Genomic DNA, 23,316 nt, shown 5'->3' with positions numbered 1-23,316 from the left:
TCAGGCGGCCTCCGGGCCCCTGAACGTGCGCCGGTAGGCGTGCGGGGTCGTACCGACGGTCCGTATGAAGTGGTGGCGCAGTGCCGCCGCGTTCCCGAAGCCGGTGCGGCCCGCGATCGCGTCCACCGTCTCGTCCGTCGCCTCCAGCAGACGCTGCGCCAGCAGCACCCGCTGGCGCAGGATCCAGCGGTAGGGCGTGGTGCCGGTCTCCTGCTGGAAGCGGCGGGCGAAGGTGCGCGGCGACATGTGGGCGCGGGCGGCGAGCTGCTCGACGGTGGTCTCCTCGTCGAGATGCCGCTCCATCCACACCAGCACCTCGGAGACGGTGTCGCCCCCGGACCGGGGCAGCGGCCGCTCGATGTACTGGGCCTGCCCGCCGTCGCGGTGCGGGGGCACCACCATGCGCCGGGCGATCTTGTTGGCGACCTCCGGCCCCTGCTCCTTGCGCACCAGGTGCAGACAGGCGTCGATGCCCGCGGCGGTGCCCGCGGAGGTGATCACCGGGTCCTCGTCGACGTAGAGCACGTCCGGCTCGACCGTCAGATGGGGGTGCCGCCTGGTCAGCTCCTCCGCGTGCTTCCAGTGGACGGCCGCGCGCCGGCCGTCGAGCAGCCCGGCGGCGGCGAGCACGAACACCCCGGAGCAGACGCTCAGCACCCGCGCGCCCCGGTCCACGCCCCGGCGCAGGGCGTCCAGCAGCTCGGGCGGGAACTCCCGGGAGACGTAGGAGGCACCGGCGGGCACGGCGATGAGGTCCGCCGTCTCGAGGCGCTCCAGACCGTGCTCGACCTGGAGGGAGAAGCCCGTGTTGGTGCACACCGAGGGGCCGTCGGCCGAGGCGACGGCGAAGTCGTACACCGGCAGCCCGTCGTCGCTGCGGTCGACGCCGAAGACCTCGCAGACGACGCCTAGTTCGAAGGGATTCACGCCGTCGAGGAGGACGGCGGCCACGTTCTGGAGCATGGCTCCAGTGTGCCGTGCCGTTGGCAGTAAATCGAGGGTGCGCGGCAGTCCTGCCACTGCCGGTAAGGAGCATCGGGCGGGACAGTGGTGTCCATGGATACGACGCAGTGGGAAGCACTGATCGCGATGGTGGCCGTTCTCGGCCTGTTCGTCTTCATGACCTGGCCCGCCCTGATCGGCATCGCGCGCGAGCGGCGGATCGACCGGCAGATCGAGCGGGCCGAGGCCGCCCGCGCCGCCGCCGAGCGCCGCGAGGGGCCGGCGGTCTCCCGCCCGGCGACGGGCGCCGCCCCCCGCCGCACCGCACGAGCGGCGTGACGGCGGGGCGGCACCCGGGCGCACGGCGGTCTAGAAGTCCTCGTCCAGGTCGACCGTGCCCTCCACGGCGACCTGGTACGCGGACGGGCGCCGCTCGAAGAAGTTCGTCAGCTCCTGGACGCCCTGGAGCTCCATGAAGGAGAACGGGTTCTCCGAGCCGTACACCGGAGCGAAGCCCAGCCGTACCAGCCGCTGGTCGGCGACGCACTCCAGGTACTGCCGCATCGACTCGGTGTTCATGCCCGGCAGCCCGTCCCCGCACAGGTCGCGCGCGAACTGCAGCTCGGCCTCGACCGCCTCGCGCAGCATGTCGGTGACCTGCCGGCCCAGCTGCTCGTCGAACAGCTCCGGCTCCTCCTTGCGCACGGTGTCGACCACGTCGAAGGCGAAGGACATGTGCATCGTCTCGTCCCGGAACACCCAGTTGGTGCCGGTCGCCAGACCGTGCAGCAGACCCCGGCCGCGGAACCAGTAGACGTAGGCGAACGCCCCGTAGAAGAACAGGCCCTCGATGCACGCGGCGAAGCAGATGAGGTTCAGCAGGAAGCGGCGGCGGTCGGCCTGCGTCTCCAGCCGGTCGATCGTCTCCACCGAGTCCATCCACCGGAAGCAGAACTCGGCCTTCTCCCGGATGGACGGGATGTTCTCCACCGCCGCGAAGGCCGCCGCGCGGTCGTCCGGGTCCGGCAGATAGGTGTCGAGCAGCGTCAGGTAGAACTGGACGTGCACCGCCTCCTCGAAGAGCTGCCGCGACAGGTAGAGCCGCGCCTCCGGGGAGTTGATGTGCTTGTACAGGGTCAGCACCAGGTTGTTGGCCACGATCGAGTCGCCCGTCGCGAAGAACGCGACCAGCCGGCCGATCAGGTGCTGCTCCTCGGGGCTGAGCTTCGCCAGGTCGGCCACGTCCGAGTGGAGGTCCACCTCCTCCACGTGCCAGGTGTTCTTGATGGCGTCCCGGTAGCGCTCGTAGAAGTCGGGGTAGCGCATGGGGCGGAGAGTCAGCTCGAAGCCGGGGTCGAGCAGGTTCTTCGTGGTCATCACTGGCAGGCCTCGCAGGACTCGGGGTTTTCCAGGGAGCAGGCGACCGCTTCGGGGTCGGCCGCCTGCGGGACGGGGACGGAGGCGCGGGCCGCGCGGGCGATCCGGGTCGCCGGGCGGGAGCGCAGGTAGTACGTGGTCTTCAGGCCCTGCTTCCAGGCGTAGGCGTACATCGAGGAGAGCTTGCCGATGGTCGGCGTCTCCAGGAACAGGTTCAGCGACTGGGCCTGGTCCAGGTACGGGGTGCGCGCGGCGGCCATGTCGATCAGACCGCGCTGCGGGATCTCCCAGGCGGTGCGGTACAGCCGCCGCACGTCCTCGGGGATCCAGGTGAAGTCCTGCACCGAGCCGCCCGCCTCGCGCAGCGCCTCACGGGTGCGCGCGTCCCACACGCCGAGCCGCTTCAGGTCGTCGACGAGGTACGAGTTGACCTGGAGGAACTCCCCGGACAGCGTCTCGCGCTTGAACAGGTTGGACACCTGCGGCTCGATGCACTCGTACACGCCCGCGATCGACGCGATGGTGGCGGTGGGCGCGATCGCGAGGAGCAGCGAGTTGCGCATCCCGACGGTGGCGATCCGCGTCCGCAGCGCCGCCCAGCGCTCCGGCCAGGTCAGGTCGGTGTCGTAGTGGTCGGGGTGCAGCACGCCCCGGGCGGTACGGGTCTCCTCCCAGGCCGGGAGCGGCCCGTCCCGCTCGGCGAGGTCGGCGGAGGTCTCGTACGCGGCGAGCATGATCCGCTCGGCGATCCTCGTGGACAGCGCCTTCGCCTCCGGGGAGTCGAAGGGCAGCCGCAGCTTGAAGAAGACGTCCTGCAGCCCCATGGCGCCGAGACCGACGGGGCGCCACCTGGCGTTGGAGCGGCCCGCCTGCTCGGTCGGGTAGAAGTTGATGTCGACGACCCGGTCGAGGAACGTCACGGCCGTGCGCACCGTCTCGTCGAGGCGCTCCCAGTCGATGTCCCCCCGCTCCACGAAGGCGCCGAGGTTGACCGATCCCAGGTTGCAGACCGCCGTCTCCCCGTCGTCGGTGACCTCCAGGATCTCCGTGCAGAGGTTCGAGGAGTGAATGACACGGCCCGGCCCGGCGGTCTGGTTCGCCGTGCGGTTGGCGGCGTCCTTGAAGGTCATCCAGCCGTTGCCGGTCTGCGCGAGGGTGCGCATCATGCGGCCGTACAGCTCGCGGGCCGGGAGGGTCTTCCTCGCCAGGCCCTTCGCCTCGGCGGCCCGGTACGCCGCGTCGAACTCCTCGCCCCACAGGTCGACCAGTTCGGGCACGTCCGCCGGGGAGAACAGCGACCAGGGCGCGTCGGCGTTCACCCGGCGCATGAACTCGTCCGGCACCCAGTGCGCGAGGTTCAGGTTGTGCGTACGGCGGGCGTCCTCGCCGGTGTTGTCGCGCAGCTCCAGGAACTCCTCGATGTCGGAGTGCCAGGTCTCCAGGTAGACCGCCGCCGCGCCCTTGCGCCGGCCGCCCTGGTTCACGGCGGCGACCGAGGCGTCGAGCGTCTTCAGGAACGGGACGATGCCGTTGGAGTGGCCGTTGGTGCCGCGGATCAGCGAACCCCGGGCGCGGACGCGGGAGTAGGACAGGCCGATGCCGCCGGCGTGCTTCGAGAGGCGGGCGACCTGGTGGTAGCGGTCGTAGATCGAGTCCAGCTCGTCCTTGGGGGAGTCGAGGAGGTAGCAGGACGACATCTGCGGGTGCCGCGTGCCGGAGTTGAACAGCGTGGGGGAGGAGGGCAGGTAGTCCAGGCGGCTCATCAGCCCGTACAGCGCGGCGACCTCGTCCAGCGAGCGCACGCTGTCGTCCTCGGCGAGACCGGTGGCGACCCGCAGCAGGAAGTGCTGGGGCGTCTCGACGACCTTGCGGGTGACCGGGTGCCGCAGCAGGTAGCGGCTGTGCAGGGTGCGCAGGCCGAAGTAGCCGAAGCGGTCGTCGGCCCGGGGGTCGATCAGCGCGTCCAGGCGGGCCGCGTGGAGCCGGGCGAACTCGGCGGTCCGGTCGGCGATCAGACCCTCGCGGTGCCCGGTCGCGACGGACCCGGTGAACGAGGTGACGCCCTGTGAGGCGGCCTCGGCGCGGATGCCGATGGTCAGCAGCCGGGCGGCGAGCCGGGAGTAGGCCGGGTCCTCGGAGATGAGCCCGGCCGCCGCCTCGGTGGCCAGCTCCCGCAGCTCCGCGGTGATGTCGGAGCCCGCGGCGGCGGACCGGCCGCGCAGCGCGGCGGCGGCGACCCGGCCGGGGTCGGCGTCCGGCAGGTCGGCGGTCAGCTCGGTCAGGGTCCGCAGCAGCGCGGCACCGGGGCCGCCGCTCTCCTCGGTCGCGTCGATCGCTGAGGCCGGATCGGCTGGCGCGATGGTCACGTGGGGCTCTCCCTCGCTCGGCACGGGGCCTCGAAGAGGGCAGGGGGCAGCACACGAGCGCACGCGGCGCCGCGTCCACCGGCCCATTCCGCGAGGCCCGGACGTCCACGCACCCGGACCGGACGGCCGGGCGCACTGTCGGCAGGTCCTCGGACTGACGCCCGTGCACACGCGTGCGCGGGCATGGGTACACCGTTGCGGGACAGTTCCGGACTCACACCGGATTCCCCTGCGGCGACAGCGAGCATGAGCATACATCTTGTGCCGGGTGCCGCCGACAACCCCATATGTTGTGTCGCGGAGGTGTCAGAGCGTCAACTCGTAGGTGAGCAGAGTGATGTCGTCCAGGTCCGGCAGGGGGTTCCAGTCACGCTCCGGGCTGCGGGCGAAACCCAGCCGTTCGTAGATGCGATGGGCGGAGCGCATGGTGCGCTGGGTCGACAGCACGACCCGCACGCACCCCTCGACGGCCCGCGCCCGGTCGACGCAGGCACGCACCAGGGCCTCCCCGGCGCCCCGGCCCCGGCCCGCGCGGGCGACCGCGAGCATCCGGATCTCCGCCTCGCCCGGCCCCGCTATGTCGGCCATCGGCCCGGGGCCCGGCACGAAGGTCACCCCGCCCAGCACCGCCCCGTCCTCCACGGCGACCAGCACCTCGGCGGCCGTCGCCCGCTTCGCCACGTTCCGCAGCTCACCGAGGTACGCGTCGTTCTCCCCGAAGTCGAGCAGCCCGTCCAGCAGATAGGCCTGCGCGGTGATCTCACCGAGTTCCTCGTGCTCGCCGGGCTCCACCGGCCGGATGACGATGTCCATGGGGGGAGTCTGCCGGACGGGTACGACGACGGGCCGCCGGATTTCTCCGGCGGCCCGTCGCCCCGCGTCCCGGGCGTCAGTGGCTGCTGCCCGCGGTGGCCGGCGGAAGCTCCACCTGGACACCGGGGTCACCCGCGTCCGCCGTGTAGTCCTGCGGCTCGGTCTCGTCGACGCCCTCGGGCGCCTTCACGGCCCTCAGGACGAAGGTCAGGACGACCGTGACCAGGACGTTGATCACGAACGCGGTGAGGCCGATGTAGCCGATCTCGCCGATGCCCGGGATCTCCTCGGACGACCCGCCGAAGTGCTTCTGCGTCGGCGAGGCCACCCCGTACGCGGCGACCGTGCCGTAGACCATGCCGACCGCCCAGCCGCCGATCAGCGCCCAGCGGTGGAACCAGCGGGTGAACAGGCCGCCCACCAGCGCCGGGAAGGTCTGCAGGATCCAGATGCCGCCGAGCAGCTGGAAGTTGATCGCGACGGTCTTGTCCATGGTCAGGACGAAGGCCAGCGCACCCACCTTCACCAGCAGGGACACGATCTTGGAGACCTGGGTCTCCTGCTTGGGCGTGGCGTCCGGCTTGATGAAGTCCTTGTAGATGTTGCGGGTGAAGAGGTTCGCCGCCGCGATCGACATGATCGCCGCCGGCACCAGCGCGCCGATGCCGATCGCCGCGAAGGCCACGCCCGCGAACCAGTCCGGGAACATGTTCTCGAACAGCTGCGGGATCGCCAGCTGGCCGTTGCTGACCTCGACCCCGGCCGCGATCGCCATGAAGCCGAGCAGCGCCAGCAGGCCCAGCATCAGGGAGTACAGCGGCAGGATCGTGGTGTTGCGGCGGATCACCTCACGGCTGCGCGAGGACAGCGTCGCCGTGATCGAGTGCGGGTACATGAACAGCGCGAGCGCCGAGCCGAGTGCCAGCGTGGCGTACGTCCACTGGCCCGCCTCGCCCGGCACCAGCGCACCGCGCGGCGCGCCCGTGGCCGGGTTGGTCTGGCCGTACGCCTCGCTCGCCGAGGCGAAGATCTCGTCGAAACCGCCCAGCTTGATCGGGATGTAGATGATCGCCACCGCGATCACGACGTAGATCAGCGTGTCCTTCACGAACGCGATCAGCGCGGGGGCCCGCAGACCCGACGAGTACGTGTAAGCCGCCAGCACACCGAAGGCGATCAGCAGCGGCAGGTCCTTGACGAACCAGTTGGTGTCCTCGCCGCCGCCGACGCCCATCACGTCCAGCACGGCCTGGATGCCGACCAGCTGGAGCGCGATGTACGGCATCGTCGCCAGGATGCCGGTGACCGCGACGGCCAGCGACAGCCCCTTCGAGCCGAACCGGCCGCGCACGAAGTCGGACGTCGTCACATAGCCGTGCTTGTGCGACACCGACCACAGCCGGGGCAGGAAGGTGAAGATCAGTGGGTACACCAGGATCGTGTACGGCACCGCGAAGAAGCCGGCCGCCCCCGCCGCGTAGATCGCCGCCGGCACGGCGACGAAGGTGTACGCGGTGTACAGGTCGCCGCCGAGCAGGAACCAGGTGACCCAGGTCCCGAACGACCGCCCGCCCAGGCCCCACTCGTCGAGGCTGTGCTCGTTCTCGGCCTTGCGCCAGCGCGCGGCCATGAAGCCCATCGCCGTGACCAGCAGGAAGAAGAAGATGAAGACGGCGAGCGCCACGCCGTTCACGCCGTCGTTCACCGCGACGCACCGCCCTTCGCGGCCGAGCGGGCGCGCTGGTCACGCTGCCAGAGCTTGTACGCGACCATCGTCAGGGCGGTGGAGAGCAGCACCCACAGCATCTGGTACCAGTAGAAGAACGGGATGCCGACGAGCACCGGGTCGGTCTTCGCGTAGGACCCGACCCACAGCATGGCCACGAACGGTGCGACGAGACAGAGGGCGATGACGACGCGCACGGGCGTCACCACCGGCCCTCCTCTGGTTTCTGGGGCTTGCGACATCAGACGGCTCCCGTCCCCTCACTGATCACCGGCGGTAGTGCGCAGGAAATCTAGGGCAGGGTGCGGCGCGGTCGTAACCCCTCGTCCGCATAGCGGTACCCAGGCGCCGCTCAACCGAGAGGCGACAGCGACGAAATCCCCGTCGGCCGCCCGCGCCGTCGGGTTCCGCGGCCCCGCCGAGGACCCGCGGCGGGGCCGGTCCGGGCTCAGTCCCGGGGGCGCTTCAGGCGCGCGACGAACTTGTACCGGTCACCCCGGTACACCGACCGCACCCACTCCACCGGCTGCCCGTCCCGGTCCAGCGAGTGCCGGGACAGCATCAGCATCGGCAGGCCGACGTCGGTGCCGAGCAGTCCGGCCTCGCGCGGGGTGGCCAGGGACGTCTCGATGGTCTCCTCGGCCTCCGCGAGACGGACGTCGTACACCTCGGCGAGGGCGGTGTAGAGGGAGGTGTACTTCGTCAGGCTGCGGCGCAGCGCGGGGAAGCGCTTGGCGCTCAGATGGGTGGTCTCGATGGCCATCGGCTCGCCGTTGGCCATGCGCAGCCGCTCGATGCGCAGCACCCGCCCGCCGGCCGTGATGTCGAGCAGCCCGGCGAGCCGGTCGTCGGCGGTGATGTAGCCGAGGTCCAGCAGCTGCGAGGTGGGCTCCAGGCCCTGGGCGCGCATGTCCTCGGTGTACGACGTGAGCTGGAGCGCCTGGGAGACCTTGGGCTTGGCGACGAAGGTGCCCTTGCCCTGGATGCGCTCCAGGCGCCCCTCGACCACCAGCTCCTGGAGCGCCTGGCGCACGGTGGTGCGCGAGGTGTCGAACTCCGCCGCCAGGGTGCGCTCGGGCGGGACCGGCGTGCCGGGCGGCGCCGTCTCGGTCATGTCGAGCAGGTGCTTCTTCAGCCGGTAGTACTTGGGCACACGCGCCGTACGGACCGTGGTCCCACCCTCGTTCTCCGCACTGCTGACGTCGGTGCTCATGCTCTGCCTTCCCGGCTCCGGATGCCGAAACGACCGACATCCCCATCGGCCACGGCTGACATCGTGGCACGGCTCGGGACGGGGGTGTGCCCCGCACGCTCCGTGATCCCCTTTGTATACCCTCGGGACAAGGGCTGGTCCAGACCACAGGCGGTCGCTCAGACGCCCTGCCAGTCCGGCTTGTTCGCGTAGGTGTGCCGGAAGTAGTCGGCGAGCTTCAGCTTGGCGGCGGCGGCCTCGTCGACGACCATCGTGGCGTGGGGGTGCAACTGCAGCGCGGACGCCGGGCACACCGCCGCCACCGGCCCCTCGACGGTCGCGGCGACCGCGTCCGCCTTGCCCTCGCCGGTGGCGAGCAGGACCAGGTGGCGGGCCTCCAGGATGGTGCCGATGCCCTGGGTGATGACGTGGTGCGGGACCTGGTCGATGTCGCCGTCGAAGAAGCGGGCGTTGTCCACCCGGGTCTGCTCGGTCAGCGTCTTGATCCGGGTGCGGGAGGCGAGCGAGGAGCACGGTTCGTTGAACCCGATGTGCCCGTCCGTGCCGATCCCGAGCAGCTGGAGGTCCACGCCGCCGGCCCCGGCCAGCTCCCTGTCGTACGCCTCGCACGCGCCCTGCACGTCCTCGGCGGTGCCGTCGGGGCCCATGAAGGCGTCCATCCCGATCCCGAGCGGCTCCAGCACCTCGCGCCGCAGCACCGAGCGGTAGGACTCGGGGTGGTCGGCGGGCAGTCCCACGTACTCGTCGAGCTGGGCGATCCGTGCCCGCGCGGTGTCCACGGCGCCGGAGCGCACCTTGGCCGCCAGCGCCTCGTAGACGGGCAGCGGCGTCGAGCCGGTGGCCACGCCCAGCAGGGCGTCGGGCTTGCGCCGCAGGAGCTGCGCCATGGCCTCGGCGATGAGCTCGCCGCCCGCCCCGGCGTCCGCGACGATGACAACTTCCACGGTGGGCCTGCCGATCTTGAGGGGGACTCGACTGGGACCGGACCCGTCGGCACGGGTCCGTGCGTGATGCAATGTGGTTTAGACCAATCTCAATCTAGCAGAGCGGGCGCGGAGGCCGCGCGCCGAAATTGACCCGGCCGACCGGCCCCGCGCGGGAACCCCGCGGGTTAGGCTGCATGACGGACGCCCGCGGGTCCGGACCGACGGCGGCGCGGCACCGAAGAACAGTGTCCGACGCATTTACAGGGACAGTGGTCTAGTCCACAATGCGTAGCAGGGCACGACAAGCCTGCCTTCCCCGCACAGGAAGGCGGAACCGAGGAACCGGAGCTCTCTGCCCTGACTGCCCCGGCTCCTCGTCCCTCGGCCGACCGGGACCGCACACCCCGCGGCCGATGTTGCTCCGGGCTGCGGTGCCGGGAGGGTTGAGGGTCCCTCCCAGGCGCCGCGGCCCGCGGGTGTTTCGGGGCCCCGCGGACCGCCGGGTACGCTCGCTGACGTGCCCTCCATGAACGAACTCGTACGCCAGCACACCGCCCTCGACGACACCGATCTCGAGTGGCTCCACCTGCTGGTCTCGGAGTGGCAGCTGCTCTCCGACCTCTCCTTCGCCGACCTGGTCCTGTGGGTCCCCACCCGCGACGGCACCCGCTACGTCTCCGTCGCCCAGATGCGGCCCAACACCGGCCCGACCTCCTACCAGGACGACATGGTCGGTCATCTCGTCCCGCGCGGCCGCCGCCCCATGCTGGACGCGGCCCTGGACGAGGGCCGGATCGTGCGCGAAGGGGACCCGGAGTGGCGCGAGGAGGTCCCCGTACGGGTCGAGTCCATACCCGTACGGCGTGAGGGGCGCGTCCTCGGGGTCATCGCGCGCAACACCAACCTGCTCACCGTGCGCACCCCGAGCCGGCTGGAGCTCACCTACCTCCAGAGCGCCTCGGACCTCGCGCAGATGATCGCGGCCGGATCCTTCCCGTTCGCGAACCAGCAGCTCGAAATGGACGCCTCGCCCCGCGTCGGCGACGGGCTGATCAGGCTCGACGCCGACGGCATCGTCCAGTACGCCTCCCCGAACGCCCTGTCCGCGTACCACCGCATGGGTCTCGCCGCCGACCTGGTGGGTCATCACCTCGGGCGGACCACCGCCGAACTTGCCCCCTCCCGCGGGCCGGTGGACGAGGCGCTGGCCAAGGTCGCCAGCGGGTGGGCCCCGCGCGAGTTCGAGATCGAGGCGCACGACGGGGTGATCCAGTTCCGTGCGATCCCGCTCAAACCGAAGGGGACCCGCATCGGCTCGCTGGTGCTGCTCCGTGACGTCACGGAACTTCGCCGCCGTGAACGCGAATTGATCACCAAGGACGCGACCATCCGGGAGATCCACCACCGGGTGAAGAACAACCTCCAGACGGTGGCGGCGCTGCTGCGTCTGCAGGCACGGCGCATCGGGTCCGAGCGCGGCCGTGCGGCGCTGGAGGAGGCGGTGCGCCGGGTGGGGTCCATCGCCATCGTGCACGAGACGCTGTCCCAGAACCTGGACGAGCGCGTGGAGTTCGACGAGATCGCCGACCGCGTCCTCGCGATGGTCGCCGAGATCTCCCCGGGCAAGGTCACCGGCCGGCGCACGGGCCGCTTCGGCATACTCGACGCCGAGGTCGCCACCCCGCTGTCGATGGTGCTGACCGAGGTGCTGCAGAACGCCCTGGAGCACGGCTTCCGCGAGGGCGAGACCGGTTCCGTCGAGGTGTCGGCGGTCCGCGGCGGCACCACGAAGGAGACCCGCCTGCTGGTCACCGTGCAGGACGACGGCGTGGGTCTGCCCGAGGGCTTCGACCCGCACACCGCGGGCAACCTCGGCCTGCAGATCGTACGGACCCTGGTGGTGGGCGAGTTGGGCGGCACCTTCGACATGGTCCCGGCCCCGGAGCGGGGGACCAGGGTGATCCTGGACATCCCGGTGCAGTCGGACAAGTAGCGGGCGCGGACGGCACAGAGCCCCGGTCCGCTGAAAGCGGCCGGGGCTCGTGCTCAACTGCGCGCTGCGGCTCGGGGGCGGGAGATGCGTACGCGCCGTACGCGCCGCCAAGCTCAGGCTGTCAGCAGGGGTGGGTTGTCAGGCGGAGGCCTGACGGGCCCGGTTGCGGGCGGCACGGCGCTTCATCGCGCGACGCTCGTCCTCGCTGAGACCACCCCAGACGCCGCTGTCCTGACCGGACTCGAGCGCCCACTGCAGGCAGCTCTCGATCACCGGGCAGCGACGGCAGACGGCCTTGGCTTCCTCGATCTGCAGCAGCGCAGGACCGGTGTTGCCGATGGGGAAGAAGAGCTCGGGGTCTTCCTCGCGGCAAACGGCGTTGTGACGCCAGTCCATGGCTGCTACCTCTCCTGGGTATGTACTGCGATTGCTTGTGAATGTGAACGCTTTCACGAATCCCCCGACAAGGGAAGGGCCGACTGCCAGGTTCGCTGGCGTGGTCCTTGGGTTTGAAGAGGGGTTCCGGTGATCTGTGGAGGCCGGTGTTGCGGGCCGTCCCGATCGCCAAGAAGAGACTCGCAAACCTCGGCGGCGGATACAACCCCTTCCGAAAAGTTTTTTTTGATTCTTCGGTGTCGACTAGGTCACAGCCGTACTTCCATGGGGTGGATCCTTGCCTAAACGTTCGAGTGAAAGGACTTTGGCCCTTTCTGCTCACACAATCACACGCAGTGCACGGCGTACGCCTGTGAACGTCACGCTGGTTCGCAGCCCCAGGTGATCACCGTCCATCTGGAGGGGCAGTGGCACCTTCGAATGCAAGGTGAAGCGTGTCAGATCGTGCCGGGAGACCGCGTGCCTGCCATGGGGTCCGCGCTCCGGGGACGAAGTGAGCAACTGGGTGCCATACCGGGCAACCGCGGCGGTGGACAGCCGGCTCAGGCCGAAGAGATCGAGGCCCGTATCGAACGCGGCCTTAGGTGACGCGTAGATCGGGCGATTGCCGAGAAACGTCCACGGCGAGGTGTTCGAGACTATGGAGAGCGCCAGATCGGTGACCGGCTCCTCGCCCGGATGCTCCAGGGTGATCACCCCGCGCCGCCGGTGCGGATCGCCGAGCAGCTGACGGACCACCTGGCGCATGTACAGGGCGTGGGTCGACTTCCTGCCGCGCTCCCGCTGCTGCTCCACCCGGCCGACCACGCCGGCGTCGAACCCCAGCCCCGCGTTGAAGGTGAACCAGCGGGCCGGTACGGCCTCGTCCTCCGAGCCCGGCGTGCCCGAGGTCAGACCCAGGCCGACGGTGCGTTCACGGCCCTCGCGCAGCGCGTCCAGCAGGACGCCGGTGGCCTCCACGGGCTGGTTGGGCAGGCCCAGGGCGCGGGCGAAGACATTGGTGGAACCGCCGGGGACCACGGCGAGACCGGGCAGGTGCTCCGGGTCGGGTCCCGCGTGCAGCAGACCGTTGACGACCTCGTTGACCGTGCCGTCCCCGCCGAGGGCCACCACCAGGTCGATGTCGTCGCTCTCCGCGGCCTGCCGGCCCAGATCGCGCCCGTGTCCGCGGTACTCGGTGGTGACCGCCTCCAGCTTCATCTCGCTGGCGAGCGCGTGGATCAGCACATCGCGCGTGCGCGCACTGGTGGTGGTTGCCGCCGGATTGACCACGAGAAGTGCACGCATGACGTGCAGGGTACCTACTGAGTGGTACCGGGCCCAGACCGAGGCGGGGGCGGAGGGGTGGACGGGGCGTGAACCTCGACACGGGTGCGCGCACGGCGAGGGCTACCCTTCAGGGGTGAGCAGTGAGCAGACCCCCACCACCGCCCCGGACGTCACCGGCCCCCGCCCGCGCCGTCTGATCCACGCCGCGGCGCTGGCCGCCCTGGAGGGGCTCGCGCTGGTGGCCGCCGGAGTGTGGATGTCGGTCCTCGCCCTCACCGGCGAACCGGACGACCGCCGGCAGGCCGTCACCGGCGGGGTGACACTGATCGTGCTCGCGCTGCTCCCGCTGCTCGCCGCGCGGGGGCTGTTCGCCCGGCGGAGCTGGAGCCGCGGCCCCGCCGTCATCACACAGATCATCGCGCTGCCGGTGGCCTACAACCTGCTGCGCTCCGACAGCGTGGCCATCCCCGCCGGGATCGTCCTCGCCGTCGTGGCCGTCACCGCGCTCGTCCTGCTGATCAACCCCGAGACGACCCGGGCCCTCGGCATCCGGGGACCCGGGAACGCCGGGAAGTAGCGCCCCGGCGGCCGCGCCGGGTCACTCCTCCACGAGCAGCTTCTCCCGCAGCTGGGCCAGGGTGCGGGCCAGCAGCCGGGAGACGTGCATCTGCGAGATGCCGACCTCCTGGGCGATCTGCGACTGGGTCATGTTGCCGAAGAAGCGCAGCAGCAGGATCCGCTTCTCGCGCGGCGGCAGGTCCTCCAGCAGCGGCTTGAGCGACTCCCGGTACTCCACACCCTCCAGCGCCTCGTCCTCGGCGCCGAGGGTGTCGGCGACCGCCGGGGACTCGTCGTCGGTGTCGGGGACGTCCAGGGACAGCGTGGAGTACGCGTTCGCGGACTCCAGGCCCTCCAGGACCTCCTCCTCGGAGATGGCCAGCTTCTCGGCCAGCTCGTGCACCGTGGGGGAGCGGCCGTGCAACTGGGAGAGCTCCGCCGTGGCCGTGGTGAGCGACAGCCGCAGCTCCTGCAGCCGGCGCGGCACCCGCACCGCCCAGCCCTTGTCGCGGAAGTGCCGCTTGATCTCGCCCACGACCGTCGGGGTCGCGTACGTCGAGAACTCCACCCCCCGGTCGGGGTCGAAGCGGTCGACCGACTTGATCAGCCCGATGGTGGCGACCTGGGTGAGATCGTCCAGGGGCTCACCGCGGTTGCGGAAGCGGCGCGCGAGGTGCTCGACGAGCGGCAGATGCATGCGCACCAGGCGGTTGCGCAGCTCCGCGTACTCGGGAGTGCCGTCCTGCAGCGTGCGCAGCTCGAGGAACATGGCGCGCGCCCCGCTGCGGTCCTGCGGGTCGTGGTGCGCGTGTCCGCCCTGGGTGCCCGAAGCGCCGGGGGCGCTCCGCGCGCCCCGGGCGGCGGGCGCCCGCGGCGCCTCGTCCTCGGCATGTCGCTCGTGCTCGCTCATCGTCCCGCCCGTCGCCCTTCCCCGAGCGCTCGCCTCGTCCCCCGCCGCCGGGTTGGCCCTGGCCGGGGCGCCCCCTCGGCCCGGAGCGACCCCGGCCCGCCCGGCCGCGGGCGTGCTCCGCACGGCACCGCCGGCCTGCCCGCCGCCCGGTACGACGGTCTCCGCGGAGTCGTCCTCCGGATGCGGCCGGGCCTGCTCGGGGATGCCGTCGATGCCGTCCGGCATGCGCTCGGCCGGCAGCTCCTGTGTGCCGCGTTCTTCGTCCCGCACCGGCCCGTCCTCGCTCCTCACGCCGGCCCGGGTCCCGCGCCGCGCTGTTTGTAGAGGCTGATCGACACGGTCTTGTCCTCGTCCACCGCGGAGGAGACCTTGCCCGCGAGCGCGGACAGGACGGTCCAGGCGAAGGTATCCCGCGAAGGGGCGTGACCGTCCGTGGTCGGCGCCGAGACGGTCACTTCGAGCGAGTCGTCGACGAGCCGGAAGACACAGCTGAGCACCGAACCCGGCACGGCCTGCTGAAGCAGGATCGCGCAGGCCTCGTCGACCGCGATGCGCAAATCCTCGATCTCGTCGAGGGTGAAGTCCAAACGGGCCGCGAGGCCGGCCGTGGCCGTACGCAGCACCGACAGGTAGGCACCCGCGGCCGGCAGCCGGACTTCCACGAAGTCCTGGGTCGCGGGCTCGCCTGCGATCTGGGACACCCTCACCTCCAAGGTGGTACAAGCGTTTCAGGGCCTGGTTCGCCCCCGGGTAACGCGCTACGTGGTTCAGCGGTGACGCTATCGCGCTCTCGACGGTCCTGTCCCCGGGACCCCGACCCGCATGTCGTCACTCATAGTAAAACTATGAATACGCTCCGTGGCTAGGGGTCTGCGGCTCCCAAATGGGAAGAGCGTGCGCCGCATTGACGTACCCAGACGTCAGACGGTCGAACCGTCCGGCACCGGGGTCTCGCCGGGTCACACGAGTACGTGGTCGACGAAGCACCAGCGCCAGTCCTCGCCGGGCTCGTGGGTCCGCATCACGGGGTGACCGGTCTCCCGGTGGTGCTCCGTGGCGTGCCGGTTCGGCGAGGAGTCGCAGCACCCGACGTGACCGCAGGTGAGGCAGAGGCGCAGCTGCACCGGATCGGTGCCGTCCCGCAGGCACTCCGGACACGTCTCACCGAGCGGGACGGGTTCCGGGTGCGGCAGCGCGTCGGCGTGCGTGCACTGTTTCATGATTGCCAGATTACGACGCCCGCGCGGAGAGCCGCGCGGAAAAACGAGGGTGGGCCGGACATGGATGTGATGCCGCTGCTGTTGCTGGTGGCGGGCAGTGCGGCGATCGCCGCGGCCGCCCGGCGCACCCCGGTGCCGCCGCCGCTGCTGCTGGTCGCCGCCGGGCTGGCGGTCAGCTACGTCCCCGGCGTGCCCGCATACACGCTCGACCCGCACGTCGTCCTGCCGCTCGTCCTGCCCCCGCTGCTGCACACGGCGGCCACCGACAGCTCCTACCTCGATCTGCGGGCGCAACTGCGGCCGGTGGCGCTGCTGTCGGTGGGGTACGTGCTGTTCGCGACGTTCGCCGTCGGCTGGGTCCTGTACCTGATCGTGCCGGGCCTGCCGCTGACCGCGGCGCTGGTGTTCGGCGCCGTGGTGGCCCCGCCGGACGCGGTCGCGGCGACGGCGGTGGCACGCCGGGTGGGCCTGCCGTCCCGGATCACCACCATCCTCCAGGGCGAGTCCCTGCTGAACGACGCCACCGCGATCACCGCGTTCCGGGTGGCCGTGGCGGCCGCGGTCGGCGAGGGCGCGACCTGGTCCGGGGGAATCGGTGAGTTCCTGCTCGCGGCGGTCGGCGGGCTGGTGGTCGGCCTGGTGCTGATGGCACCGCTGCACTGGCTGCGCACCCACGTGAAGGAGGCGCTGCTGCAGAACACGCTCTCCCTGCTGATCCCCTTCGTCGCGTACGCCGCCGCCGAGCAGGTGCACGCCTCCGGCGTGATCGCCGTGGTGGTCGTCGCCCTCTACCTGGGGCATCGCGCGTGGGAGGTCGATTTCGCCACCCGCCTCCAGGAGGAGGCGGTGTGGAAGATGGTCGCGTTCGTCCTGGAGTCCGCGGTGTTCGCGCTGATCGGACTGCAGCTGCCCGTCGTCCTGAGAGGACTCGGCGCGTACGAGGGCGTCGACGCCGCCTGGTACGCGGTCGCCGTCTTCGCGGTGGTCGTCGTCATGCGGTTCGTCTGGGTGTACCCGGCGACCTGGCTGCCGCCGATGCTGTCGGCGAAGATCAGGGAACGCGAGGGGAGACCCGACTGGAAGGCGCCGTTCGTCATCGCGTGGGCCGGGATGCGGGGCGTGGTCTCGCTGGCCATCGCCTTCTCGATCCCGGTCACCGCCGAGGGCGAGGACTTCCCGCAGCGCAACCTGCTGCTCTTCCTGACCTTCACCACCGTCATCGGCACCCTGGTCGTACAGGGGCTGACGCTGCCCCCGCTGATCCGGGCGCTCGAGCTCCCCGGACGCGACGTGCGGGCCGAGACCCTGGCCGAGGCAAACGCCCAGGCACAGGCCTCCCGGGTCGCCGAGCAGCGCCTGGACGAGCTGCTGGCCGACGAGCGCAACACCCTGCCCGCACCGCTCGCCGAACGCCTGCGCGCCGTCCTGGAGCGCCGCCGCAACGCCGTCTGGGAACGGCTCGGGCAGGTCAACCCGGTCACCGGGGAGTCGGTGGACGACACCTACCGGCGGCTGTCACGGGAGATGATCGGCGCGGAACGCGAGATGTTCGTCCGGCTGCGCGACGGCCGCCACATCGACGACGAGATGCTGCGCACGCTGCTGCGCCGGCTGGACCTGGAGGAGGCGGCGGCGTTCCGGGAGACGACCTAGCCGCCTAGGGGAAGGGCCGCCCGGTGATCACCGCGGCGACCGTGCTCCCGCGCGGGAACGCGTCGCAGTCCGCCAGGGCGACAAGGGCGTAGAGCAACTTGGCGACATAGAGACGTTCCACCGGGACCCCGTGACGGTGTTCGAAATCCTCGGCGAACGCGTCGAGTTCCGGGGGGACGCGGGCGTAACCGCCGAAGTGGAAGCGGTCGTCGAGGCTCCAGTCGCCGCGCGGGCCGCCGAACGCCTCGCCCTGCAGGGCCCGTATGTCATCGGCCAGGAAGCCGCCCTTGAGCACGGGTACGCCCAGCGCGCGCGTCCCGCCGCCCAGCCCGGCGGCCAGTCCGGCCAGCGTGCCGCCGGTGCCGCAGGCCACCGCGACCACGTCCGCCCGGCCGGCCAGCTCCTCCCCGAGCGCGCGGCAGCCGCGCACGGCGGCGGGGTTGCTGCCGCCCTCCGGCACGACGTACGCGTCCTCGGCGTCCGCCGCGCGCAGCACGGCCGCCAGGGTCTCCGGCTCGGTCTTGCGGCGGTACGCCGACCGGTCGACGAAGTGCAGCCGCATCCCGTCGGCCGCGCACCGGGCCAGCGAGGGATTGAGCGGACGGCCGGCGAGTTCCTGCCCGCGCACCACGCCGACCGTGCGCAGGCCGAGCAGCCGGCCGGCGGCGGCCGTGGCCCGCAGATGGTTGGAGTACGCGCCGCCGAAGGTGAGCACGGTCCGCCCGGCCGCCTCGTCGAGGTTCGGCGCGAGCTTGCGCCACTTGTTGCCCACCAGCTCGGGGTGGATCAGATCGTCCCGCTTCAGCAGCAGCCGCACCCCGCGCCGCTCGAACCGCCCGTCCACGACCTCCCGCAGCGGGGAGGGCAGCCGTGGGCGCAGGCCCGCGAGGGCGGCACGGGGGTCGGGGGCGTCGGGGCCGGTCACCGGGCCATTGTCGCCCGCGGCTCCGCGCGGCCGCGGCCGCGGTCCCGGAAGATGCCGAGCAGGGAGGGACCGCCCCGCAGGCACCACAGCGCGATCACCGGGTCGCAGATCGCGCAGCCCAGGGACGACGTGTGGGCGAACGGGACGATGGGGTTGCCCTTGATGTGGTGGACGACGTCCCACACGGTGTGCAGCAGCCAGCCGACGCCGATGAACGTCCAGGAGTCCAGGCCGCGGAACGCGACATAGGTGACCAGCGCCGTGAAGACGAACTCCCAGCCGCCCAGCCCGCCGCCGCTGAGGTAGGCGGCGCCCGCACCGGCGACCATGAGGGCGTTCAGGCGCCGCCGGTGCGGTTCACGGACGAGGGACATCAGCAGGGCGTAGAGGACACCGATGCCGACCGGGGCGACGTACTGCATGGCGAGGCCTTTTCCTGGGACCGTCAGGGACGGTTCACCACGCTAGGAGCGGGTCGCCGCGGGCCCCAGCGGAGCGAGCGACAGTTTCCAACGGGTTGTCGCCAGTGAGGCCGTGCGCCGTCGCGCCCGCACGTCCGCGCGTCACTTCAACCGGTCGCCGATCCGCTTCCTCATCGAGCTCATCGTGAACCCGCGCGGGTCCACCTTCCCCGGCTGCCACTCCTTGTGCCCGATCACCGACCGCTCGTTCCAGCCGTGGTGGCGGCACACGGCGGCCGCGGCTCTCTCGACGGCCTCCAGCTGGGCCGCCGGCCAGGGGTCCTCGCCGTCGCCGAGGTTCTCGCACTCGAAGCCGTAGAAGTGCCGGTTGCCGTCGGTGTTCGCCTCGTTGTCCTTCGGCAGCCGGGTCTCGGCGATCACCGCGCGGAGCACCTCGTCGTCGCCGAGCCCGGCGTGGTTGGCCCTGCCGTAGCCGACGAGGTGGACCCGGCCGTCCTTGGTGATGACGCCGTGGCACAGGGGCCCGGGCAGATCCGCGTAGCCCTCGCGGCAGATGTCGACCGTGCGGGCGCTGCCCCTGGTCACGGTGTGGTGGATCATCACGCCGTGGACCGGGCCCCACGGGCCCTTGTGGTTGCGGTTGTGGTCGCGCCAGTCACCGACCTCGACGACCGTGAGCCCTTCCGCCTTCAGAGCCCGCAGGAACGTGCTCGCGGACATGGGTGGGGCCATGACCGCCCTCCTTCGTGCCGGGCGGCGGCCGCCCTTCGCAACCGCTCGCTACCGGGCCTATACCTAAAAGGAGCGGGTTCAACTACTCGTCCGTCTCCTGTGCGAGCCGATCCGGACAACTTCCTTCCGGTGCGAGCCGTCGGACGGGCGCCCCATGTGTGCCCAGCTCTCCCAAGATCCAATCCCGCTCGATCGGGTAATGGCGTGCGCACGCTGCGTGAGGGAGGCTTGATCGCGCAATGCCCCGCCCGGCGCGGCCGGGTGCGGGATCACCATCGGGGAGGGCAATTCTCTATGTCGGTAGGCGAAGAGGTCCGCACGGAGCAGGCCGGGCAACAGCAGAGCCTCGGCACGGCGGCCGCGCGGAACCTGGCCACCACGACCAAGTCCGTGCCGCAGATGCAGGAGATCAGCTCGCGCTGGCTGCTGCGCATGCTGCCCTGGGTCGATGTGCAGGGCGGTACGTACCGGGTCAACCGGCGACTGACGTACGCCGTGGGTGATGGCCGGATGACGTTCGTGAAGACCGGCGACCGCGTCGAGATCGTCCCCGCGGAGCTGGGCGAGCTTCCGGCGCTGCGGTCCTACGAGGACGAGGAGGTGCTGGCCGAGCTGGCCGTCCGCTGCCGGCAGCGGGAGATCGGGGCCGGTCAGGTCATCGCCTCCTTCGGCAGCCCGGCCGACGAGGTGTACCTGCTGGCGCACGGCAGGGTGGAGCGGGTCGGCACCGGCCCCTACGGCGAGGACGAGTCCCTCGGAGTCCTCGCCGACGGCGCCTACTTCGGCGAACAGGCGCTGCTGGGCGAGGACGCCATCTGGGAGTACACCGCCCGCACCCTCACCGCCTGCACCGTGCTCGTGCTGCCGCGCGAAGCCGTGGAGCAGGTCGCCGAGCGGTCGGACACCCTGCGCGAACACCTCCGTCGGCGGCTCACGGACCCGGGCCGGCGCACCAACAAATACGGGGAGAAGGAGATCGACCTCGCGGCCGGTCACAGCGGGGAGCCGGACATCCCGCACACCTTCGTCGACTACGAGGCTAGGCCGCGCGAGTACGAACTCAGCGTCGCCCAGACCGTGCTGCGCATCCACACCCGCGTGGCCGACCTCTACAACCAGCCCATGAACCAGACGGAGCAGCAGCTCCGGCTGACCGTCGAGGCGCTGAAGGAGCGCCAGGAGCACGAACTGGTCAACAACCGGGACTTCGGCCTGCTCCACAACTGCGAGTACGACCAGCGGATCCAGCCGCACAACGGCGTGCCGGGCCCCGACGACATGGACGAACTGCTCAGCCGGCGGCGCGGGACCAGGCTGCTGCTCGCCCACCCGCGCGCGATCGCCGCGTTCGGCCGTGAGCTCAACAAACGGGGACTCGTCCCCGAGACCATCGACATGGGCGGCAACCGCATCCCCACCTGGCGGGGGGTACCGATCTTCCCGTGCAACAAGATCCCGGTGACCGAGGCCCGGACGACCTCCATCATCGCCCTGCGCACCGGCGAGGAGGACCAGGGCGTCATCGGGCTGCGGGCCGCCGGCATCCCCGACGAGATCGAGCCGAGTCTGTCCGTGCGGTTCATGGGCATCAACGAACAGGCCATCATCAAGTACCTGGTCACGGCCTACTACTCGGCCGCGGTGCTGGTGCCGGACGCGCTCGGCGTCCTGGAGAACGTCGAGATCGGCCGTTGGCGATGACCTGCCGCCGGCTCCCGCCCCGCACGCCGTGTCCCCGCCCGTCCGGGCGGGTACACCTCGGAGGTACGCGCCCGACGGGTGCGGAAGCGCCATCCTTCCGCTCCTCCACCGAGCCGGTCCCAGGGGGAAGCCGATGACGGAGTCCATCACGGAACCGAAGACGGGACTCACGGCGGAGAGCACGACCGAGATGCCGGCCGTCCCGGAGCAGCGGCCCGGTGAAGGGCACGAGGCGACGATCCTGCTGGAGCGGGCACGGGCCGTGGTCGACCCGGTGCTGCGGGCCGCCATCGGCTCGCTGCCCGGCCCGATGCGCCGCGTCGCGCTCTACCACTTCGGCTGGGAGCAGGCGGACGGCACCCCGGCCGGGGGCGGCTCGGGCAAGGCGATCCGCCCCGCCCTGGTGCTCGCCGCGGCCTCCGCCCTGGGCGGGCCCGTGGCCCGGGCGGCCGCCGTACGGGCGGCGGCCGCCGTGGAACTGGTCCACAACTTCACGCTGCTGCACGACGACGTGATGGACCGGGACGCCACCCGCCGCCACCGGCCCACCGCCTGGACGGTGTTCGGGGACGCCGACGCGATCCTCGCCGGGGACGCCCTCCAGGCACTCGCCCTGCGGCTGCTCGCCGAGGACCCCCACCGGGCGGCCTCGGCGGCGGCGGCCCGGCTCGCGGACTGCGTGGTCGAGCTGTGCGCGGGGCAGCACGCGGACACGGCCATGGAGCAGCGGGGCCCCGACGAGGTCACCCTCGCCGAGACGCTCGCCATGGCCGAGGCCAAGACCGGTGCGCTGCTCGGCTGCGCCTGCGCGATCGGGGCGCTGTACGCGGACGCCGGGGACGCGGACGTGGCCGCACTGGACGCGTTCGGCCGGGAGGCCGGACTGGCCTTCCAGCTCATCGACGACGTGATCGGCATATGGGGTGACCCGCGCCGCACCGGCAAGCCGGCCGGCGCGGATCTGGCCGCCCGCAAGAAGTCCCTGCCGGTGGTCGCCGCGCTCACCTCCGGCACCCCGGAGGCCGTGGAACTCGCCGCCGTGTACGCGGCCCCGCATCACGAGAAGGACGACCTGGAGGAGATCGCCCTGGCCGTGGAACGGGCGGGCGGCCGGGACTGGGCGCAGGCCCAGGCGGCCGACCGGATGGCCCGGGCGATGCAGGAAGTGGCCCGCGCGGTGCCCGACCCGGAGGCGGCGGGCGGGCTGCTGGCCCTGGCCGAGTTCGTGACACGGCGCACCACCTGACGGCCGGCCGTCTCCCCGGCCCCGGAGCCACCGGGTGCCGTGCGGCTCCTGACCCCGCACGGCACCGGGGCTCCGGCCCGGCGGGTCCCGCACTTCCCCACGATGTGCGGGGCCCGCCCACCTCGACCCAGCGCTCCCATTAGGCTCAACTTCCGTACGCACGAAGCCGGTTGGGATGAAGGGGCGGACATGGGCGTGGCGATCCGGACGGCTGGGGACGGGGACCGGGAACTGATCGTCCGGCTTCTGGACGAGGCGTTCCAGGACGACCCGGTCAGTGGCTGGGTCTTCCCCGGCGACGAGTACCGCCGTGCGACGCACCACAGGCTCATGGCCGCCTTCACCGACGCCGTGCTCGCCGAGGGGCGTGTCGACCTCACCGAGGACGGCTCGGCGTGCGCCCTCTGGATGTCCGTACCGGCGGACGGCCCCGGGCACGGCGAGGAGCGACCGGACGACGACGGTTTCGCACAGATGCGCCGGGCCGTCGACCCGGACAACGAGCGCGTGGAGCTGATCGGCCGGCTCACCGCGGACATCCACCCCTCGGGGCGGGCCCACGAGTACCTGTGGATGATCGGCGTGGCACCCGGCCGCCAGGGCGAGGGGCTCGGCACCGCGCTGATCGGCTCCGTCCTCGACCGCTGCGACCGGGAGGGGCTGGCGGCGTACCTGGAGGCGAGCAGCGAGCGCAGCGCCCGGCTGTACCGGCGCCTCGGCTTCGAGGTGTCCGGTGAGCCCCTGGCCCTTCCGGCCGGACCGCACATGTGGCCCATGTGGCGCGAGCCCCGCACGACCGGCTGACGGACCGGCCGGGAGCGATGGGCCGCACGGCCGGCCGGCGGGCCCGGGCCCCGAAAGGGACGTTCGGCCCTGGCCGCCGCCGTGCGCGCGGACTTCACTGGCTCGCGGACAGCGCCCGCCGGCC

At 71.6% G+C, this 23,316-nt stretch carries 23 protein-coding genes and 1 riboswitch; of the genes, 7 read left to right on the top strand and 16 right to left on the bottom strand.

What is annotated here, in order from left to right; translation table 11 throughout:
- Entirely contained in the window at positions 1 to 963 is a 963-nt protein-coding gene (locus tag ACFY3N_RS00920) for a GlxA family transcriptional regulator (RefSeq protein WP_390814517.1), read from the bottom strand.
- 93 nt (positions 964 to 1,056) lie between these two features.
- Between ACFY3N_RS00920 and ACFY3N_RS00915 the strand changes: the two genes are divergently transcribed.
- Positions 1,057 to 1,281, top strand: coding sequence for a hypothetical protein (locus tag ACFY3N_RS00915; protein WP_390814516.1), 225 nt, complete (start codon positions 1,057 to 1,059; stop codon positions 1,279 to 1,281).
- A gap of 30 nt (positions 1,282 to 1,311) precedes the next feature.
- Here ACFY3N_RS00915 and ACFY3N_RS00910 read toward each other — a convergent pair whose 3' ends face one another.
- The 7 genes from ACFY3N_RS00910 to nagB all read right to left on the bottom strand — a co-directional run bounded on the left by ACFY3N_RS00910 (position 1,312) and on the right by nagB (position 9,381).
- Positions 1,312 to 2,319, bottom strand: a complete 1,008-nt coding sequence (locus tag ACFY3N_RS00910; protein ID WP_390814515.1) for a ribonucleotide-diphosphate reductase subunit beta — start codon at positions 2,317 to 2,319, stop codon at positions 1,312 to 1,314.
- Positions 2,319 to 4,685, bottom strand: a complete 2,367-nt coding sequence (locus ACFY3N_RS00905; protein WP_390814514.1) for a ribonucleoside-diphosphate reductase subunit alpha — start codon at positions 4,683 to 4,685, stop codon at positions 2,319 to 2,321. Before ACFY3N_RS00905 ends, ACFY3N_RS00910 begins: the two co-directional genes overlap by 1 nt.
- A 122-nt stretch (positions 4,686 to 4,807) precedes the next feature.
- A riboswitch (cobalamin riboswitch) is annotated at positions 4,808 to 4,979 on the bottom strand.
- A 12-nt stretch (positions 4,980 to 4,991) separates the two neighbouring features.
- Complete coding sequence (locus ACFY3N_RS00900) at positions 4,992 to 5,498, bottom strand: GNAT family N-acetyltransferase (protein ID WP_390814513.1); 507 nt, start codon at positions 5,496 to 5,498, stop codon at positions 4,992 to 4,994.
- A gap of 76 nt (positions 5,499 to 5,574) precedes the next feature.
- The gene (gene mctP / locus ACFY3N_RS00895; RefSeq protein WP_390814512.1) at positions 5,575 to 7,203 is read right to left on the bottom strand and encodes a monocarboxylate uptake permease MctP; all 1,629 of its coding nucleotides are present in this window, start codon (positions 7,201 to 7,203) and stop codon (positions 5,575 to 5,577) included.
- On the bottom strand, positions 7,200 to 7,466 hold the full coding sequence (locus tag ACFY3N_RS00890; RefSeq protein ID WP_390814511.1) for a DUF3311 domain-containing protein: 267 nt from the start codon (positions 7,464 to 7,466) through the stop codon (positions 7,200 to 7,202). Before ACFY3N_RS00890 ends, mctP begins: the two co-directional genes overlap by 4 nt.
- A gap of 206 nt (positions 7,467 to 7,672) precedes the next feature.
- Positions 7,673 to 8,437 carry a GntR family transcriptional regulator gene (locus ACFY3N_RS00885; protein ID WP_390814510.1) on the bottom strand — a complete coding sequence of 255 codons (765 nt, stop codon included), beginning with the start codon at positions 8,435 to 8,437 and terminating at the stop codon, positions 7,673 to 7,675.
- A gap of 158 nt (positions 8,438 to 8,595) precedes the next feature.
- Positions 8,596 to 9,381, bottom strand: coding sequence for a glucosamine-6-phosphate deaminase (gene nagB / locus ACFY3N_RS00880; protein WP_390814509.1), 786 nt, complete (start codon positions 9,379 to 9,381; stop codon positions 8,596 to 8,598).
- 499 nt (positions 9,382 to 9,880) lie between these two features.
- On the opposite strand from nagB, the gene ACFY3N_RS00875 reads away from it, so the two are divergent.
- The gene (locus tag ACFY3N_RS00875; protein ID WP_390814508.1) at positions 9,881 to 11,356 is read left to right on the top strand and encodes a sensor histidine kinase; all 1,476 of its coding nucleotides are present in this window, start codon (positions 9,881 to 9,883) and stop codon (positions 11,354 to 11,356) included.
- A gap of 138 nt (positions 11,357 to 11,494) precedes the next feature.
- Here the strand turns inward: ACFY3N_RS00875 and ACFY3N_RS00870 are convergent, their stop codons facing one another.
- Together ACFY3N_RS00870 and ACFY3N_RS00865 are read right to left on the bottom strand one after the other, a co-directional pair.
- Positions 11,495 to 11,752 carry a WhiB family transcriptional regulator gene (locus tag ACFY3N_RS00870; RefSeq protein WP_030219886.1) on the bottom strand — a complete coding sequence of 86 codons (258 nt, stop codon included), beginning with the start codon at positions 11,750 to 11,752 and terminating at the stop codon, positions 11,495 to 11,497.
- A 318-nt stretch (positions 11,753 to 12,070) separates the two neighbouring features.
- Positions 12,071 to 13,039 (bottom strand): diacylglycerol/lipid kinase family protein, encoded by a 969-nt coding sequence (locus tag ACFY3N_RS00865; RefSeq protein WP_390814507.1) that lies wholly within the window; start codon positions 13,037 to 13,039, stop codon positions 12,071 to 12,073.
- A 115-nt stretch (positions 13,040 to 13,154) separates the two neighbouring features.
- Here ACFY3N_RS00865 and ACFY3N_RS00860 point away from each other — a divergent pair, with 115 nt between their 5' ends.
- On the top strand, positions 13,155 to 13,598 hold the full coding sequence (locus tag ACFY3N_RS00860) for a hypothetical protein (protein ID WP_390814506.1): 444 nt from the start codon (positions 13,155 to 13,157) through the stop codon (positions 13,596 to 13,598).
- 21 nt (positions 13,599 to 13,619) lie between these two features.
- Here ACFY3N_RS00860 and ACFY3N_RS00855 read toward each other — a convergent pair whose 3' ends face one another.
- The 3 genes from ACFY3N_RS00855 to ACFY3N_RS00845 all read right to left on the bottom strand — a co-directional run bounded on the left by ACFY3N_RS00855 (position 13,620) and on the right by ACFY3N_RS00845 (position 15,709).
- The gene (locus ACFY3N_RS00855; protein WP_390814505.1) at positions 13,620 to 14,759 is read right to left on the bottom strand and encodes an RNA polymerase sigma factor SigF; all 1,140 of its coding nucleotides are present in this window, start codon (positions 14,757 to 14,759) and stop codon (positions 13,620 to 13,622) included.
- 17 nt (positions 14,760 to 14,776) lie between these two features.
- Positions 14,777 to 15,190, bottom strand: a complete 414-nt coding sequence (locus ACFY3N_RS00850) for an anti-sigma regulatory factor (protein WP_004925829.1) — start codon at positions 15,188 to 15,190, stop codon at positions 14,777 to 14,779.
- A gap of 258 nt (positions 15,191 to 15,448) precedes the next feature.
- Positions 15,449 to 15,709, bottom strand: a complete 261-nt coding sequence (locus ACFY3N_RS00845; protein ID WP_030219872.1) for a UBP-type zinc finger domain-containing protein — start codon at positions 15,707 to 15,709, stop codon at positions 15,449 to 15,451.
- A gap of 60 nt (positions 15,710 to 15,769) precedes the next feature.
- Between ACFY3N_RS00845 and ACFY3N_RS00840 the strand changes: the two genes are divergently transcribed.
- On the top strand, positions 15,770 to 17,362 hold the full coding sequence (locus ACFY3N_RS00840; protein WP_390814504.1) for a Na+/H+ antiporter: 1,593 nt from the start codon (positions 15,770 to 15,772) through the stop codon (positions 17,360 to 17,362).
- Between the two features lie 4 nt (positions 17,363 to 17,366).
- Here ACFY3N_RS00840 and ACFY3N_RS00835 read toward each other — a convergent pair whose 3' ends face one another.
- From ACFY3N_RS00835 to ACFY3N_RS00825, 3 genes are all read right to left on the bottom strand, one after another.
- Positions 17,367 to 18,287, bottom strand: a complete 921-nt coding sequence (locus ACFY3N_RS00835) for a 1-aminocyclopropane-1-carboxylate deaminase/D-cysteine desulfhydrase (protein ID WP_390814503.1) — start codon at positions 18,285 to 18,287, stop codon at positions 17,367 to 17,369.
- On the bottom strand, positions 18,284 to 18,709 hold the full coding sequence (locus ACFY3N_RS00830; protein WP_390814502.1) for a DUF6010 family protein: 426 nt from the start codon (positions 18,707 to 18,709) through the stop codon (positions 18,284 to 18,286). Before ACFY3N_RS00830 ends, ACFY3N_RS00835 begins: the two co-directional genes overlap by 4 nt.
- Before the next feature lie 141 nt (positions 18,710 to 18,850).
- Entirely contained in the window at positions 18,851 to 19,441 is a 591-nt protein-coding gene (locus tag ACFY3N_RS00825; protein ID WP_390814501.1) for an N-acetylmuramoyl-L-alanine amidase, read from the bottom strand.
- Between the two features lie 294 nt (positions 19,442 to 19,735).
- Between ACFY3N_RS00825 and ACFY3N_RS00820 the strand changes: the two genes are divergently transcribed.
- The 3 genes from ACFY3N_RS00820 to ACFY3N_RS00810 all read left to right on the top strand — a co-directional run bounded on the left by ACFY3N_RS00820 (position 19,736) and on the right by ACFY3N_RS00810 (position 23,192).
- The gene (locus ACFY3N_RS00820; protein WP_390814500.1) at positions 19,736 to 21,142 is read left to right on the top strand and encodes a family 2B encapsulin nanocompartment shell protein; all 1,407 of its coding nucleotides are present in this window, start codon (positions 19,736 to 19,738) and stop codon (positions 21,140 to 21,142) included.
- A 190-nt stretch (positions 21,143 to 21,332) separates the two neighbouring features.
- A complete protein-coding gene (locus tag ACFY3N_RS00815) occupies positions 21,333 to 22,388 on the top strand; it encodes a family 2 encapsulin nanocompartment cargo protein polyprenyl transferase (protein ID WP_390815015.1) in 1,056 nt (351 codons plus the stop codon).
- A 189-nt stretch (positions 22,389 to 22,577) separates the two neighbouring features.
- Positions 22,578 to 23,192, top strand: a complete 615-nt coding sequence (locus ACFY3N_RS00810; RefSeq protein WP_390814499.1) for a GNAT family N-acetyltransferase — start codon at positions 22,578 to 22,580, stop codon at positions 23,190 to 23,192.
- Positions 23,193 to 23,316 lie beyond the last annotated feature (124 nt).

The organism is Streptomyces sp. NPDC000348 (assembly GCF_042898795.1).
Lineage (GTDB): Bacteria > Actinomycetota > Actinomycetes > Streptomycetales > Streptomycetaceae > Streptomyces.
The sequence above is the reverse complement of the archived record's forward strand: the minus strand, read 5'-3'. Positions and strand labels throughout refer to the sequence as shown.